Origin of the sequence: Streptomyces sp. NPDC096132 (genome assembly GCF_044763345.1) — a bacterium.
GTDB lineage: Bacteria > Actinomycetota > Actinomycetes > Streptomycetales > Streptomycetaceae > Streptomyces.
The window spans coordinates 55,292-70,813 of the sequence record NZ_JBIWGA010000033.1; the positions used below are offsets into that span (position 1 = coordinate 55,292).

The following is a 15,522-nucleotide window of genomic DNA, read 5'->3' on the forward strand; positions in this document are numbered from 1 at the left end:
CGGGTCCGTGTGACGGACCCGGCCCTTCGTGCCGTCCGGGGGTGTCTCAGATCACCGACTCCGACGAGGAGGACGACGAGGACGCGGAGTCCGCCGAGCTCGGCGAGACCGGAACGCTGGAGCTCGTACCGCTGGCCGAGGTGCCGGTGGACGGGGAGCTGCTCGGGCTGGGGGACGTCGAAGCCGACGGTGAGGGCGACTGCGAGCCGCCCGTGCCCGAGCTGTGCGAAGCCGACGGGCTCGGCGAGGTGGACGTGGACCGCGTCGGCGACGGAGACGTGGACCGCGTCGGCGAGGGAGACGTCCCTCCGCTCGATCCCTGCGAGCTGCCCGACCCCTGCGTCGCCGTCGCGGACGCGCTCGGTGTCGGATCGTCCGACGTCCCCATCGTCCCGTCCGGTCCCGGATCCGACGGCCTGCTGGTGGCCGTGCCCGTGTCGCCGGTGCCGGTGTCGGCGCCGGGGGTGTCCGAGTCGAGGCCGCCGTCGTCGAGGCCGGTGCTGGCGGAGGGGTTGACGCCGCCCCGGTCGGAGGGGTCGTTGGCGTCGTTGTTGGAGGTCGCGCCGAGCGTGACGACCGTGCCGAGCACGGCGACGAGCAGCGCGCCCGCGCCGGCCGCGACGAGGTTGCGCTTGGCGAGGCCCTTGAGGCCGCCGCGGCGCTGGTTGTGCTGGGCCGGGGCCGACGGGGTCACCGGGCGGTGGACGAGGGTCTCGGCCTCCGGCGGGTAGGTGGGGAGCGCCGCCTGGATGCCACGCGGCGGTGACACCGACTCCTCGTGGCGGGCGTCGGGCACCTCCTCGCCGACGGTGGCGACGGCCAGGCCGGGTATGTCCCCCGAGCGGTCAGCGACGAGGGCGAGGGCGCGGCGGCCGGCGACGGTGCCGCGCTTGTCGGTGAGGGCGCCGCGCAGGCCGAGGGAGGCCTCCAGCTCGGAGCGGGCCCGGTCCAGGTCACCGGCGCAGAGTGCGAGGACGCCGAGTTCGTGGTGGAAGTAGGCCCGGTCGGCGGACTCCCCGGCGAGCCGGGCGGCCTCGGCGCCCTCGTGCAGGGCGTTCTCCCAGGCGGTCCAGTGCAGTCCGGCGGCGAAGGCGGGGGCCGCGGCGCGGGCGAGCCGGACGCCGGTGGCCTCCTCGTCCTCGGCGGGCGGGGTCGTGGTGGGCACGACGAGGGCGAGGGCGGCGAGTACGGCGTCCGCCTCGGCGCAGACCCGCTCGGGGGTGACGGAGGGATGTCCGGCCCACCAGGCGTAGTGCTGGGCGGCGGTGGCGGCGCGGGTCTCGGTGTCGTCGTCGTATCCCGCGGCCTCCAGCTGGGTCTGGACGCCGGCGGCGAGCCGGTAGCGGGTGCCGACCGGGGAGACGAGTCCGCAGGCGGCCAGTTCCCCGAGGGCCGCGTCGGCGTGGGTGTCGCCGACCAGGGCGGGCAGATGGGCCTGGTGCGGGACCTCGCCGCCGAGGGCGACGGCGAAGCGCAGGGCGGCGCGGGCGGAGGGGCTGAGGCGGGCGGCGAGCAGGGGTGCGGGCGCGGCGGCCTCGCCGAGGGAGGGCAGGGGTATGTCCTCGGCCTCGCCGGCCCCGGCGTCGACGGGCGCGGTGAGCGGGCGGGCGTCCTCGAAGACACCGAAGGCGTCGACGGCGTCGACGTTGGCGCGCAGTTGGTCGCGCTGGCGCAGCAGGGCGCCGGCCTGGACGAAGCGCAACGGCAGGCCCTCGGACTCGAACCAGAGGTCGCCGGCCCAGTTGGCCTCCTCCTCGGTGAGGGTGCGGCCGACGGCGCGTTCGATGACGTCGACGCCGCCCGCGCGGTCCAGGCCGCTGAGGACGACCTCCTCGACGGCGGAGTCGGCGGAGGGCTGCGGGGCGTCGGGGGTGGCGCCGAGCAGGAAGGCGCACTCGGGGGTGGCGTCCAGGAGTTCGTCGAGGGCCGCGCCGCCGAAGTCCAGGTCGTCGACGACGACGACCGCGCCGATCTCCCGGACGAGGGCGCGCAGCTCCTCGTCGTCGGGGCGGTGGCGGTCGGCGTCGTAGACGGTGTGGAAGAGGTCGTGGAGGAGTTCGGCCGGGGCGCGGCCGAAGCCGGAGAGGCGGACGACGCCGTCGGGGGCGAGGTCCTCGCAGTCCTCGGCGACGAGGTCGAGGAGGCTGGTGCGGCCGGAGCCGGCCGGTCCGGTGAGGCGGACGGAGCGGCCGCGGGCGAGGAGGCGGACCAGCTGTTCGCGTTCGTCCTGGCGGCCGAGCAGGGGCTGCTCGGGCCGGGCGGGGCCGGCGGGGGCGGGCGGCCGGGCGGCGCGCTCGTCGTACTCGGCGCGCTCCTCGAGGGTGCGCTTGGCGGGGCGCTCGGGCCGCTCGGTGGGCGGGCAGAGTTCTATCTCGCTGCCGTCCACGGGGTTGACCGTGAGCAGGTGCTCGCCGACGACCACGCGCACCGTGCGGGCGGGGCCCGGGGTGTGCTGGCCGAAGTCGGGTGTGAGGGGGTCCCTGGACGGGCGCGGGCGCGGCGCGTGGCCTTCGCCGTCGTGGCCGTACTCCTCGGGTCCCTGGGTGTTCGGGTCCATAGGTCCAAGCCCCCCAAAAGCGTCGTGTGGCGGTAGCCCCTCCCGGCCTTGCTGCACACTGCGCTGTCGCTTCTGGTCCGGTGCCCGCTCGAGGGCTGAGGGCGGCGGGCAGACGAACCGTAAACCTTCGCACAGTATCTACGACAGTCCGGGGTGCCGGGCCGTCCGAGACGTCACAGTCCGGTGAGGATTGCGCCCGCCGTTCGTTTTCCGCCGCAGGCCACCCGGCCTGCGGGGCGACGGACCCACCTCTTCCGGTTTGTCACACCCGGGGCAGGGACTCCACGCCGATGCCGCCCTCGATCGCCAGGATCCGGTGCAGCCGGGTCGCCACCAGCAGGCGCTGCATCTGCGGCGGTACGCCGCGCAGCACCAGGCGCCGGCCGCAGCGTCCGGCCCGCCGGTGGACGCCCATGATGACGCCGAGTCCGGTGGCGTCCCAGGAGTCCAGTTCGGACAGGTCGAGCACCAGGTCGCCGACGCCGTCGTCCACGGCCGTGTGCAGGGCCGTGCGGGCGTCCGCCGCGCTGCGCACGTCGAGGCGGCCCCCGACGACCAGCTCGGCGTGGTCGCCCCTGATGTGCATAGCGCTCCCCTAAGCGTGCGTTCTGTGCTCCGCGGTGTGATGTCCGGTGTTGCATGCTCTGACTGCGCGAAGCGGTCGGAGGTTGCCGTCTGTGAGCGAACCGATACCGAATTCACCCGCAGGGGTGAGACCCCTGGGGCCTGTGCGGTTTCAGCGCTTGGAGTAAGCCCTGCCCGCTCTCGCGTCCGATGTCACCGGCGTCAACCATCCGGCGCATCGGCCGTATGGCTCTCGGCCGGAGATTAGCGGGCGTGAGGCGCTGTGTGACCGGTTAGTAACGCGTCTCACGTCTCACGGCGTGAGACGCCGGTCACGTCGTCAATTCCTGTCTGATTCAGGCCCATTCGCACCGATTGAGCTTGCCCTGACCTGCCGTGACGCAGGGAACGGAGCGGATCGCCGGGGACGGTCTAGATTGGCCGCATGGTCAACCTGACGCGCATCTACACGAAGACCGGGGACAAGGGCACCACGAACCTCGGTGACATGAGCCGGGTCCCCAAGACCGACCTCAGGATCGCCGCGTACGCCGACGCCAACGAGGCGAACGCGGTCATCGGTACGGCGATCGCGCTGGGCGGCCTGGCGGAGGACGTCGTCAAGGTCCTCACCCGGGTCCAGAACGACCTGTTCGACGTGGGCGCGGACCTGTCGACGCCGGTGATGGAGAACCCCGAGTTCCCTCCCCTTCGGGTCGAGCAGTTCTACGTCGACAAGCTGGAGGCGGACTGCGACCGCTTCAACGAGCGACTGGAGAGGCTCCGCTCGTTCATCCTCCCCGGCGGCACCCCGGGCGCGGCCCTGCTCCACCAGGCCTGCACGGTCGTCCGCCGCGCCGAACGCTCCACCTGGGCCGCCCTGGAGACCCACGGCGACGCGATGAACCCCCTCACCGCGACCTACCTCAACCGTCTGTCGGACCTACTGTTCATCCTTGCCCGAACGGCCAACAAGCACGTCGGGGACGTGCTCTGGGTCCCGGGCGGTGAGCGCTGACGCCCGTCACAGACGCCGGTAGATCTCCCGGCGATGCCCCACCTCGACCACGAGGATGACGAGTTTGCCGTCGTCGATGACGTAGGCGATCCGGTATGCGCCGACGCGCAGGCGGTACAGGTCGTCGTGCCCCGACAGCTTCTTCACGTCGGCATCGTCGCGATAGGGGTCGTCGCCCAGGCGGCTGAGCGCGTGCAGGATGCGCAGCGCGGTCGTCTGGTCGATGGCCTGCAGCTGGCGGCGCGCCGCGGCGGTGAACTCGAAGGCGTACTTCACGCGACGCCCGCCGCGGAGCCGTCCGACGGCGGGCCGAAGATGTCCGCGAGCACGTCCGCCAGCGTGGCACGCGGCGCCCCGCTCTCCTCCCGGAGGGTCTGCAGGGCCTTGCGCGCGAGCAGCTCGTCGGCGGCCTCCTCGAGCGCGTTGTACTCCTCTATGGGCACGATGGCCGCCACCGGAGCGCCGCCACGGGTGATGACCGTGGGCTCACCCTCCTCCGCCCGGTCGAGCAGTCGCGCGAGATTGGCCCGGGCTTCACGTACGGATGCGGACTCGTCCATACCACGAGTGTACCCATTTCCGTGTACACGAGACGCCCCGGCAGTCCATCGAAAGATGCAGTTCGGAACCGTTCGTGGGAAGCAGGCCTCCCGACCGGGTCGCGTGTTGGATGGAGTCATGGCCGCCACGCTGCCCCGCCCGCACCGCTTCGATCTGTACGTAGCCGCCGGAGGGCTGCTCGGCGGCCTGCTGCTGGTGGGCCTCGGGGTGAGCACCCGGCCCGACGACGAACCGACCGTGCTCGTGCACGGGTCCTGGCCGGTCCTGGTGCCGCTCGTCGTGATGACCGGCTGCGAGCTGCTGCGCAGGACCGCGCCCCGGACCGCCCTGCTGACCGGCACGGCCGCACTGACCCTGGATTCGGTCACCACGGGCAACATCGCCACCCTGCTGATGTTCACCGACGTCGTCTACGCGGCCGTCCTGTACGGCCCGCCCGCCTCGGCCCGCCGCATCCCCTGGATCACCGGGCTGCTCACGGTGGCGGGGACGATCGTGCCGTTCGCGGTGTGGCGCAGGCCGGAGGCGCTGCTGATCGGTGTGGTCGTCGGCGCCGTCGCGTTCGGCCCGGCCGCCACCGGCTGGATCGTACGCGACCACCGGGACGCCGCCGAGGCCGCCCGGCTGCGCGCCGAACAGACCGCGCTGCTGGCCGAGATGGACCGCTCCCAGGCGGTCCTCGCCGAACGGGCCCGTATGGCGAGGGAGTTGCACGACATGGTCGCCAACCATCTGTCGGCGATCGCCATCCACTCCACGGCCGCGCTGTCGATCGACGACCCGGAGACCTCCCGGCAGGCCCTGACCGTCATCCGGGAGAACAGCGTCGACGGGCTCGCGGAGATGCGGCGGCTGATCGGGATCCTGCGCGACGGCAGCGAGGACCACGAGCCGGCCGCGGCGCCCACGCTCGACGGTCTTCGGGCCCTGGTCGACGGCGCCCGCGCCAACGGCCTGGACGTCACCCTCGACACCCCGCCCGGCAAGGTCCCCGCCCCCGTGGAACTCGCCGCCTACCGGATCGTCCAGGAGTCGCTGACCAACGCCCTCAAGCACGCCTGCCCGGGCCGGGTGACGGTGTGTCTCGCCCGGCGCGACGGCGTGCTCGACGTCCGGGTGAGCAGCCCCTACGGTCACCGCGACGGTCCGCGCGCCCCCGGTTCCGGGGCCGGCCTCGTCGGTATGCGGGAGCGGGCGGCGCTGCTCGGCGGCACGTTCGAGGCCGGGCCCGAGGGCGCCCTGTGGACCGTACGGGCCGCGCTCCCCGTCACCGAAGGAGACCCGCAGTGATCCGTGTACTCGTCGCCGAGGACCAGTCCGCCGTCCGCGCCGGGCTGGTCCTCATCCTGCGCAGCGCGCCCGACATCGAGGTGGTCGGCGAGGCGGCGGACGGGGAGCAGGCGGTCGCGCTGGCCCGGGAGCTGCGGCCGGACCTGGTGCTGATGGATGTGCAGATGCCGCGTCTGGACGGGGTGGCGGCGACCCGTCAGGTGGTCGCGGAGGGGCTCGCGGACGTCCTGGTGCTGACCACCTTCGACCTCGACGAGTATGTGTTCGGGGCGTTGCGGGCGGGGGCGGCCGGGTTTCTGCTGAAGAACACGGAGGCGGGGGACCTGCTGGCGGCGGTCCGTACGGTGGCCGGCGGTGAGGGGCTGATCGCGCCCGCCGTGACCCGCCGGCTGATCGCCGAGTTCGCCGCCGGACCGGCGCGCCGGCCGACGGCCGACCCCGCCGTCCTCGACACCCTCACCCGGCGCGAGCGCGAGGTGCTGGCCTGCCTCGGGGAGGGCCTGTCGAACGCGGGGATCGCCGAGCGGCTCGACATGGCGGAGGCCACGGTCAAGACGCACGTCAGCCGGCTGCTGGGGAAGCTGGAACTGCGCAGTCGGGTCCAAGCGGCCGTACTGGCACAGGAGTTGGGGATCTAGCGGCCGTATACGAGAGTGGTCCAGACCTATTGACCCGTGGTCCAGACCTTTCTATTCTCGCCGCACCGTGGGCGTGAAGGCTCAGTCGCGCCCCCCAACTCCCCATAGGAGGCGCAGAATGCGCTTCAGACACAGAGCCGCGGCAGGGTTCGCGACCCTGTTGCTCCCCCTGGCCGGACTGGTCGGCCTCGCGAGCCCCGCCGAGGCCGCGACGACCGCCACCGCCACCTACGCCAAGACCCAGGACTGGGGCACCGGCTTCGAGGGCAAGTGGACGGTGAAGAACACCGGTACCACGACGATCAGTTCCTGGACGGTGGAGTGGGACTTCCCCTCCGGTACGTCCGTCACCTCCGCCTGGGACGCCGACGTCACCTCCTCCGGCACCCACTGGACCGCCAAGAACAAGTCCTACAACGGCTCCCTCGCCCCCGGCGCCTCGGTCTCCTTCGGCTTCAACGGCGCGGGCTCCGGCTCCCCGTCCAACTGCAAGCTGAACAACGACAGTTGTGACGGTACGACGGTCCCCGGCGACGCGGCCCCCTCGGCGCCCGGCACCCCCACCGCCTCCGGCGTCACCAACACCTCGGCCACCCTGTCCTGGTCCGCCGCCACCGACGACAAGGGCATCAAGAACTACGACGTCCTGCGCGACGGCACCAAGATCGCCACGGTGACGACCACGTCGTACACCGACACGGGCCTCACCGCCGGCACCGACTACTCCTACACCGTCCAGGCCCGCGACACCGCCGACCAGACCGGACCGGTCAGCGGCGCGGTCGCGGTGCACACGACCGGCGGCACCAACCCTCCCCCGACCACCGGCTCCAAGGTCAAGCTCGGCTACTTCACCGAGTGGGGCATCTACGGCCGCAACTACAACGTCAAGAACCTGGTGACCTCCGGCTCCGCCGCGAAGATCACCCACATCAACTACGCCTTCGGCAACGTCACCAACGGACAGTGCGCGATCGGCGACTCCTACGCCGACTACGACAAGGCCTTCACCGCCGACCAGTCCGTCAGCGGCGTCGCCGACACCTGGGACCAGCCACTGCGCGGCAACTTCAACCAACTGCGTCAGCTGAAGGCCAAGTACCCGAACATCAAGGTGCTGTGGTCCTTCGGCGGCTGGACCTGGTCCGGCGGCTTCGCCCAGGCGGCGGCCAACCCCACGGCCTTCGCCCAGTCCTGCTACAACCTGGTCGAGGACCCGCGCTGGGCCGATGTCTTCGACGGCATCGACATCGACTGGGAGTACCCGAACGCCTGCGGGCTGTCCTGCGACACCAGCGGGGCGGCGGCCTACAAGAACCTGATGCAGGCCCTGCGCGCCAAGTTCGGCACGGGCAACCTGGTCACCGCGGCCACCACGGCCGACGGCTCCTCCGGCGGCAAGATCGACGCCGCCGACTACGCGGGCGCGGCCCAGTACGTCGACTGGTACAACGTGATGACGTACGACTTCTTCGGCGCCTGGGCAGCCCAGGGCCCGACCGCCCCGCACTCCCCGCTCACCTCGTACAGCGGCATCCCGACGGCCGGGTTCACCACCGCCGACGCGATGGCCAAGTTCAAGGCGAAGGGCGTCCCCGCGAGCAAGCTGCTCATCGGCATCGGCTTCTACGGCCGCGGCTGGACCGGAGTCACCCAGGACGCCCCGGGCGGCACCGCCACGGGAGCGGCCGCGGGCACCTACGAGCAGGGCATCGAGGACTACAAGGTCCTCAAGACGTCCTGCCCGGCCACCGGCACCATCGCGGGCACGGCCTACGCGAAGTGCGGCAGCAACTGGTGGTCCTACGACACCCCCGCGACCATCGCCGGGAAGATGACCTGGGCCAAGAACCAGGGCCTCGGCGGCGCCTTCTTCTGGGAGTTCAGCGGTGACACCAGCAACGGAGAGCTGGTGAGCGCCATCAACAGCGGACTGTCGTAGAGAAATACCCGAAAGAGCTAAGCAGCGTTGACGCTCCCCCAGACTTCGTCCGGGGGGACCCCCACCCAGCGAGTGAATGTGGCTACGCCACATTCACTCGCTGTCCGGGCGGGGCTGCCTCCAGCCACGCGAGGAAACCGGTCAGCGCGTCCTCGCTCATCGCCAGTTCGAGACGTGTGCCCTGGTGGGTGCAGGCGAGGATCACCGCGTCGGACAGGAGCGCCAGCTCCTCCTCGCCCTCGGGAAGACGGCGGCCGGCCACCTCGATCGAGGCGCGCTCCAGGATGCGGCGGGGACGATAGGCGTAGGAGAAGACGCGGTACCACTCGATGCGGTCGCCGTTGTAGCGGGCGACGCCGTAGCTCCAGCCCTTTCCGCTCGTGTCCGGTTTCTCGGGGACGTCCCAGCGCAGGGAACAGTCGAAGGTTCCGCCGGAGCGCTGGATGAGTCTGCGGCGCAGACCGAAGACGAACAGCCCCAGCACCACCAGGGCCACGACGATTCCGCACACAGTCAGAGCGAGGACCATCGACACCGACCTCCTCGTCTCCTAGGTACCGAAAATAGGTAACGGAACGGAAAAAACATCCATATCTGCCTCAGCCGCGGTCGGCTCCGGATTCCTCCGGTGCCGGCCGCGGCTGAGTGACGTCACAGCCCCGCTCCCCCAGACCTTAAGGGTCCGGGAGGGGCCCCCAGTTCAGCGCGTCGCCGCCGCACGCAGTCGTACGTCCGCGCGACGCTCGGCGAGGGCGTCGCCCTCCGCCTTCGCGCGCTCCAGCTCGCGCTCCGCGCGCTGGACGTCGATCTCGTCCGACAGCTCGGCGATCTCGGCCAGCAGCGACAGCTTGTCGTCCGCGAACGAGATGAAACCGCCGTGCACCGCGGCGACGACCGTCCCACCATCACTCGTACGGATGGTCACCGGGCCCGACTCCAGCACACCGAGCAGCGGCTGGTGACCGGGCATGACGCCGATGTCGCCGGACGTGGTGCGCGCGACGACCAGGGTGGCCTCGCCGGACCAGACCTCTCGGTCGGCCGCGACCAGCGCGACGTGCAGCTCAGCAGCCAAGGTGGCTCCTCGGGTCACCACCCGGCGGTTCTGCCGGGTGTTGGTTACTAAGTCTAGTGGGCGTGGAAGAGGGGGCGGGACGCGCCCGCCCCCTCACACGTTCTCGGACAGTCCGAGATCAGGAGACGCCCAGCTCCTTGGCGTTGGCCTTGAGGTCCTCGATGCCACCGCAGAGGAAGAACGCCTGCTCCGGGAAGTGGTCGTACTCACCGTCGATGATCGCGTTGAACGCGGTGATCGACTCGTCCAGCGGCACGTCCGACCCGTCGACGCCGGTGAACTGCTTGGCGACGTGGGTGTTCTGGGACAGGAAGCGCTCCACACGACGGGCGCGGTGGACGGTGAGCTTGTCCTCCTCGCCGAGCTCGTCGATACCGAGGATCGCGATGATGTCCTGGAGGTCCTTGTACTTCTGCAGGACCGTCTTGACGCGCATCGCGGTGTTGTAGTGGTCCGCCGCGATGTAGCGCGGGTCCAGGATGCGGGACGTGGAGTCCAGCGGGTCCACGGCCGGGTAGATGCCCTTCTCCGAGATCGGACGGGAGAGCACCGTCGTCGCGTCGAGGTGGGCGAAGGTGGTGGCCGGGGCCGGGTCGGTCAGGTCGTCCGCGGGGACGTAGATCGCCTGCATCGAGGTGATCGAGTGACCACGGGTCGAGGTGATGCGCTCCTGGAGGAGACCCATCTCGTCGGCCAGGTTCGGCTGGTAGCCCACCGCGGAGGGCATACGGCCGAGCAGGGTCGACACCTCGGAACCGGCCTGCGTGAAGCGGAAGATGTTGTCGATGAAGAACAGCACGTCCTGCTTCTGCACATCGCGGAAGTACTCCGCCATGGTCAGACCCGCGAGGGCCACGCGCAGACGGGTGCCCGGGGGCTCGTCCATCTGACCGAAGACCAGCGCGGTCTTGTCGATGACGCCCGAGTCGGCCATCTCCTCGATGAGGTCGTTGCCCTCACGGGTGCGCTCACCGACACCGGCGAACACGGAGACACCGTCGTGGTTGTTGGCGACGCGGTAGATCATCTCCTGGATGAGCACCGTCTTGCCGACGCCGGCACCACCGAACAGACCGATCTTTCCACCCTTGACGTACGGGGTGAGAAGGTCGATGACCTTGACGCCGGTCTCGAACATCTCGGTCTTCGACTCGAGCTCGTCGAAGTTCGGGGCCTTGCGGTGGATGGACCAGCGCTCGCCCTCGTACTTCTCGTCGACGTTCAGCACCTCACCGAGGGTGTTGAACACCTTGCCCTTGGTGAAGTCGCCGACCGGGACGGTGATGCCCGTGCCGGTGTCGGTGACCGGGGCCTGGCGGACCAGACCGTCGGTGGGCTGCATCGAGATCGTGCGGACCAGGCCGTCACCCAGGTGCTGGGCGACCTCGAGGGTCAGCGTCTTCTTCTCGCCCTCGTTCGCCGGGTCGGCGACCTCGACGTGAAGGGCGTTGTAGATCTCCGGCATGGCGTCGACGGGGAATTCCACGTCGACGACCGGGCCGATGACCCGGGCGACGCGGCCCGTGGCAACGGCCGTCTCAACTGTCGTCGTCATTACCTGTCACTCCCCGCGGTCGCGTCGGCCAGGGCTGCGGAGCCACCGACGATCTCGCTGATTTCCTGGGTGATTTCGGCCTGGCGGGCCGCGTTGGCAAGGCGGGAGAGCGTCTCGATGAGCTCTCCTGCGTTGTCGGTCGCCGACTTCATCGCGCGCCGCGTGGCGGCGTGCTTCGAGGCTGCCGACTGGAGGAGAGCGTTGTAGACGCGGCTCTCCACGTAGCGCGGCAGCAGGGCGTCGAGGACGTCCTCCGCCGAGGGCTCGAAGTCGAAGAGCGGAAGGATCTCGCCCTGCGGCTTGGCCTCCTTGGCAACCTCGTCGAGGCTGAGCGGCAGCAGGCGGTCGTCGAGCGCCGTCTGCGTCATCATCGACACGAACTCGGTGAAGACGATGTGGATCTCGTCCACGCCGCCGTCCGCCGTGTCCTTCTCGATGGCCTCGATCAGGGGGGCCGCGACCGTCTTGGCGTCCGCGTACGTCGGCTCGTCCGTGAAGCCCGACCACGACTCCGCGACCTTGCGCTCACGGAAGTTGTAGTGCGCGAGACCACGCCGGCCGACGATGTACGTGTCGACCTGCTTGCCCTCGGCCTCGAGGCGCGCCGTCAGCTGCTCCGCGGCCTTGATGGCGTTGGAGTTGAAGGCGCCGGCGAGACCACGGTCGCTCGTCAGAAGCAGCACCGCGGACCGCGTGACCGTCTCGGCCTGCGTGGTCAGCGGGTGCTTGGTGTTCGAGCCGGTACCGACCGCTGTGACCGCGCGGGTGAGCTCGGTCGCGTACGGCGTGGAGGCCGCCACCTTGCGCTGCGCCTTGACGACGCGCGAGGCGGCGATCATCTCCATCGCCTTCGTGATCTTCTTGGTCGCGGTGACGGATCGGATGCGACGCTTGTAGACCCGGAGCTGTGCTCCCATGAGTCAGGTCCCTTCCTTTACGTCACTTCGAGACGCTGACGGGCGCTTCTTCGCCGAGCAGCTTGCCGTCCGAGGTCTCGAACTGCTTCTTGAAGTCGGCGATGGCGTCGGCAACAGCGGTGAGGGTGTCGTCCGACATCTTGCCGCCCTCCTTGATGGAGGTCATGAGGCCCTGCTCCGAGCGGTGCAGGTACTCCAGGAGCTCCTTCTCGAAGCGGCGGACGTCGGCGACCGGGACGTCGTCCATCTTGCCGGTGGTACCGGCCCACACGGAGACGACCTGGTCCTCGGTCGGCATCGGCTGGTACTGAGCCTGCTTGAGCAGCTCGACCAGGCGCTGACCGCGCTCCAGCTGCGCCTTCGACGCGGCGTCCAGGTCGGAACCGAAGGCGGCGAACGCCTCCAGCTCACGGTACTGGGCGAGGTCGAGGCGGAGGCGGCCGGAGACCTGCTTCATCGCCTTGTGCTGCGCGGAACCACCGACCCGGGAGACGGAGATACCGACGTTCAGCGCGGGGCGCTGACCGGCGTTGAACAGGTCCGACTCCAGGAAGCACTGGCCGTCGGTGATGGAGATGACGTTGGTCGGGATGAACGCCGAGACGTCGTTGGCCTTGGTCTCGACGATCGGCAGACCGGTCATCGAGCCCTTGCCCAGCTCGTCGGAGAGCTTCGCGCAGCGCTCCAGCAGACGGGAGTGCAGGTAGAAGACGTCGCCCGGGTAGGCCTCGCGGCCCGGCGGGCGGCGCAGCAGCAGCGACACGGCGCGGTAGGCGTCGGCCTGCTTCGACAGGTCGTCGAAGATGATCAGGACGTGCTTGCCCTCGTACATCCACTGCTGGCCGATGGCCGAGCCGGTGTACGGCGCCAGGTACTTGAAGCCGGCCGGGTCGGACGCCGGGGCGGCGACGATGGTCGTGTACTCCAGCGCGCCGGCCTCCTGGAGGGCGCCACGCACGGAGGCGATGGTCGAGCCCTTCTGGCCGATGGCGACGTAGACGCAGCGGACCTGCTTGTTCACGTCACCGGAGCGCCAGTTGTCGCGCTGGTTGATGATCGTGTCGACGGCCAGGGCGGTCTTGCCGGTCTGGCGGTCACCGATGATCAGCTGGCGCTGACCACGGCCGATCGGGGTCATCGCGTCGACGGCCTTGTAGCCGGTCTCCATCGGCTCGTGCACCGACTTACGGGCCATGACGCCGGGAGCCTGAAGCTCCAGGGCACGGCGGCCGGACGTCTCGATCTCGCCGAGGCCGTCGATCGGGTTGCCGAGCGGGTCGACGACGCGGCCGAGGTAGCCCTCGCCCACCGCGACGGAGAGGACCTCGCCGGTACGGGTGACCGGCTGCCCTTCCTCGATGCCGCTGAACTCACCGAGGACGACGGCACCGATCTCACGCTCTTCGAGGTTGAGCGCGAGGCCGAGGGTGCCGTCCTCGAACTTCAGCAGTTCGTTGGCCATGGCCGAGGGGAGACCCTCGACCTTCGCGATGCCGTCGCCGGCAAGGGTGACCGTACCGACCTCCTCGCGCGAGGCCGCGTCCGGCTTGTACGACTGGACGAAGTTCTCCAGCGCGTCCCGGATCTCCTCCGGCCGGATCGTGAGCTCCGCCATCTGGGTTCCCTGCTCTCCTTGTTGGGCCCGAAGTTTCACTTTGGGGGGATGCCTAAACTCCCGGACTCCCCCCTGAAAGAGGTGAATCCTCTGCACGGCCCAACCAGGGCCGCTTGCGTACGTACTGCTGCGTTGTTGCGTTGCTGCTAGCTCGCCATGCGGCGGGCGGCGTCCTCGATCCGGTCCGCGAGGGAGCCGTTGATCACCTCGTCGCCGACCTGCACCCGCATCCCGCCGACGACCTCGGGGTCCACGTCGAGGTTGAGGTGCATCTGCCGCCCGTAGAGCTTCGCGAGGGCGGCGCCGAGGCGTCGCTTCTGCGTGTCGCTCAGCGGCACGGCCGACGTGACGACGGCCACGACGCGGTCGCGGCGCTCTGCGGCGAGCTTGGACAGGGACTCGAGTCCCGCTTCCAGGCTACGTCCCCGCGGCGCGGTCACGAGGCGCGTCACCAAACGAACGGTGGCCGCGTCCGCACGGCCGCCGAGCAGGCTGCGCAGCAGCTCGCTCTTGGCCGAGGCGGTGGCCTTCCGGTCGGTGAGCGCGGCCCGCAGCTCGGTGTTGGAGGAGACGATCCGCCCGAAGCGGAACAGCTCGTCCTCGACGTCGTCGAGCGTGCCGGCCTTCTGCGCGGCGGTGAGGTCGGCGGTGTTCGCCAGTTCCTCCAGCGCGTCCACCAGGTCGCGCGACTGCGACCAGCGGGCACGCACCATGCTGGACACCACGTCGGCGGCGGTGCCGCTGACCTGGGAGCCGAGCAGGCGCTGGGCCAGCTCGGCCTTGGCCTCACCGGCCTGCGCCGGGTCGGTGAGGACCCGACGCAGCGACACCTCGCGGTCGAGCAGCGCGGTGACGGCCGCCAGCTCGCCCGCGAGCTGCGCGGCGTCCACGGACGTGGAGTCCGTCAGCGCGTCGAGGCGCTCACGTGCGGCTGCCAGGGCCTCGCGGCTCGCTCCGTTCATCGCGACGCCTCGGCCTTCTCCTCGAGCTCGTCGAGGAAGCGGTCGATGACGCGGCTCTGGCGGGCGTGGTCCTCGAGGGACTCGCCGACGAGCTTGCCGGCCAGTTCGGTGGCGAGCTTGCCGACGTCCTGGCGCAGCGCGGACGCGGCGGCCTTGCGGTCGGCCTCGATCTGGGCGTGACCGGCGGCGACGATGTCCTCGCGCTGCCGCTGGCCCTCGGCGCGCATCTCGGCGATGAGGGTCGCGCCCTGCTCCTGCGCCTCCTGGCGCAGACGCGCGGCCTCGTGCCGGGCCTCGGCGAGCTGAGCCTTGTACTGCTCAAGAACGCTCTGGGCCTCGGTCTGAGCGGCCTCGGCCTTCTCGATACCGCCCTCGATCTGCTCGCGGCGCTCTTCCAGAACCTTGTTGATGTTCGGGAGGAGCTTCTTGGCGAGGAAGCCGAAGACGATGACGAAGGCGATGAGGCCGATGACAAGCTCGGGGATCGGCGGGACGAGGGGATTCTCCATCTCCTCGGCCGCCACGATGAGCAGCTGGCTCATTTCGTTGCCTTTCGTCTAGTGGGCTGGTCGTTGGTGAGACGATCAGGTGCCGTAGACGAACGGCATGACCAGACCGATCAGGGCGAGCGCCTCACAGAAGGCGAAGCCGAGGATCTGGTTGGCACGGATCAGGCCGGCGGCCTCGGGCTGACGGGCGAGGGCCTGGGTGCCGTTGCCGAAGATGATGCCGACGCCGACGCCGGGGCCGATGGCGGCGAGACCGTAGCCGATGGAGCCGAGGGAGCCGGAGACCTCAGCAGCAAGCTGCGACATGCTGTAACTTCCT

General features: G+C 70.4%; 16 protein-coding genes. 4 read left to right on the forward strand and 12 right to left on the reverse strand.

The features are described from left to right. Positions 1-46: 46 nt before the first annotated feature. Both ACIRF9_RS44850 and ACIRF9_RS44855 read right to left on the reverse strand, forming a co-directional pair. Positions 47-2,557 (reverse strand): ATP-binding protein, encoded by a 2,511-nt coding sequence (locus ACIRF9_RS44850; RefSeq protein WP_403835111.1) that lies wholly within the window; start codon positions 2,555-2,557, stop codon positions 47-49. 262 nt (positions 2,558-2,819) lie between these two features. Then, a complete protein-coding gene (locus ACIRF9_RS44855) occupies positions 2,820-3,143 on the reverse strand; it encodes an STAS domain-containing protein (protein WP_067273291.1) in 324 nt (107 codons plus the stop codon). Positions 3,144-3,566: 423 nt separating this feature from the next. On the opposite strand from ACIRF9_RS44855, the gene ACIRF9_RS44860 reads away from it, so the two are divergent. After that, positions 3,567-4,139: a cob(I)yrinic acid a,c-diamide adenosyltransferase gene (locus ACIRF9_RS44860; RefSeq protein ID WP_403835115.1), complete on the forward strand. Its 573-nt coding sequence runs from the start codon at positions 3,567-3,569 to the stop codon at positions 4,137-4,139. Positions 4,140-4,145: 6 nt separating this feature from the next. On the opposite strand, the gene ACIRF9_RS44865 is transcribed toward ACIRF9_RS44860, so the two are convergent. Together ACIRF9_RS44865 and ACIRF9_RS44870 are read right to left on the reverse strand one after the other, a co-directional pair. Continuing rightward, complete coding sequence (locus tag ACIRF9_RS44865; protein ID WP_403835117.1) at positions 4,146-4,415, reverse strand: type II toxin-antitoxin system RelE/ParE family toxin; 270 nt, start codon at positions 4,413-4,415, stop codon at positions 4,146-4,148. Continuing rightward, entirely contained in the window at positions 4,412-4,699 is a 288-nt protein-coding gene (locus tag ACIRF9_RS44870; RefSeq protein ID WP_403835119.1) for a type II toxin-antitoxin system Phd/YefM family antitoxin, read from the reverse strand. Before ACIRF9_RS44870 ends, ACIRF9_RS44865 begins: the two co-directional genes overlap by 4 nt. Before the next feature lie 118 nt (positions 4,700-4,817). Between ACIRF9_RS44870 and ACIRF9_RS44875 the strand changes: the two genes are divergently transcribed. From ACIRF9_RS44875 to ACIRF9_RS44885, 3 genes are all read left to right on the forward strand, one after another. Beyond that, positions 4,818-5,990, forward strand: coding sequence for a sensor histidine kinase (locus tag ACIRF9_RS44875; RefSeq protein ID WP_403835121.1), 1,173 nt, complete (start codon positions 4,818-4,820; stop codon positions 5,988-5,990). After that, a complete protein-coding gene (locus tag ACIRF9_RS44880) occupies positions 5,987-6,628 on the forward strand; it encodes a response regulator (RefSeq protein WP_403835123.1) in 642 nt (213 codons plus the stop codon). Before ACIRF9_RS44875 ends, ACIRF9_RS44880 begins: the two co-directional genes overlap by 4 nt. A 118-nt stretch (positions 6,629-6,746) precedes the next feature. Continuing rightward, positions 6,747-8,570 carry a glycosyl hydrolase family 18 protein gene (locus ACIRF9_RS44885; RefSeq protein ID WP_403835126.1) on the forward strand — a complete coding sequence of 608 codons (1,824 nt, stop codon included), beginning with the start codon at positions 6,747-6,749 and terminating at the stop codon, positions 8,568-8,570. A gap of 82 nt (positions 8,571-8,652) precedes the next feature. On the opposite strand, the gene ACIRF9_RS44890 is transcribed toward ACIRF9_RS44885, so the two are convergent. From ACIRF9_RS44890 to atpE, 8 genes are all read right to left on the reverse strand, one after another. After that, complete coding sequence (locus ACIRF9_RS44890) at positions 8,653-9,099, reverse strand: DUF2550 domain-containing protein (protein WP_403835128.1); 447 nt, start codon at positions 9,097-9,099, stop codon at positions 8,653-8,655. Between the two features lie 171 nt (positions 9,100-9,270). Beyond that, positions 9,271-9,645: a F0F1 ATP synthase subunit epsilon gene (locus ACIRF9_RS44895; RefSeq protein ID WP_403835131.1), complete on the reverse strand. Its 375-nt coding sequence runs from the start codon at positions 9,643-9,645 to the stop codon at positions 9,271-9,273. A gap of 118 nt (positions 9,646-9,763) precedes the next feature. Further along, a complete protein-coding gene (atpD, locus tag ACIRF9_RS44900; protein WP_359272425.1) occupies positions 9,764-11,200 on the reverse strand; it encodes a F0F1 ATP synthase subunit beta in 1,437 nt (478 codons plus the stop codon). Beyond that, positions 11,200-12,117 (reverse strand): F0F1 ATP synthase subunit gamma, encoded by a 918-nt coding sequence (locus ACIRF9_RS44905; RefSeq protein ID WP_403835135.1) that lies wholly within the window; start codon positions 12,115-12,117, stop codon positions 11,200-11,202. Before ACIRF9_RS44905 ends, atpD begins: the two co-directional genes overlap by 1 nt. Positions 12,118-12,139: 22 nt before the next feature. Next, a complete protein-coding gene (gene atpA, locus ACIRF9_RS44910; RefSeq protein WP_403835137.1) occupies positions 12,140-13,732 on the reverse strand; it encodes a F0F1 ATP synthase subunit alpha in 1,593 nt (530 codons plus the stop codon). A gap of 146 nt (positions 13,733-13,878) precedes the next feature. Further along, a complete protein-coding gene (locus ACIRF9_RS44915) occupies positions 13,879-14,694 on the reverse strand; it encodes a F0F1 ATP synthase subunit delta (protein ID WP_403835140.1) in 816 nt (271 codons plus the stop codon). Further along, positions 14,691-15,236: a F0F1 ATP synthase subunit B gene (locus tag ACIRF9_RS44920; protein WP_403835141.1), complete on the reverse strand. Its 546-nt coding sequence runs from the start codon at positions 15,234-15,236 to the stop codon at positions 14,691-14,693. Before ACIRF9_RS44920 ends, ACIRF9_RS44915 begins: the two co-directional genes overlap by 4 nt. A 42-nt stretch (positions 15,237-15,278) precedes the next feature. After that, a complete protein-coding gene (atpE, locus tag ACIRF9_RS44925; protein ID WP_062642044.1) occupies positions 15,279-15,509 on the reverse strand; it encodes an ATP synthase F0 subunit C in 231 nt (76 codons plus the stop codon). Positions 15,510-15,522: the final 13 nt, after the last annotated feature.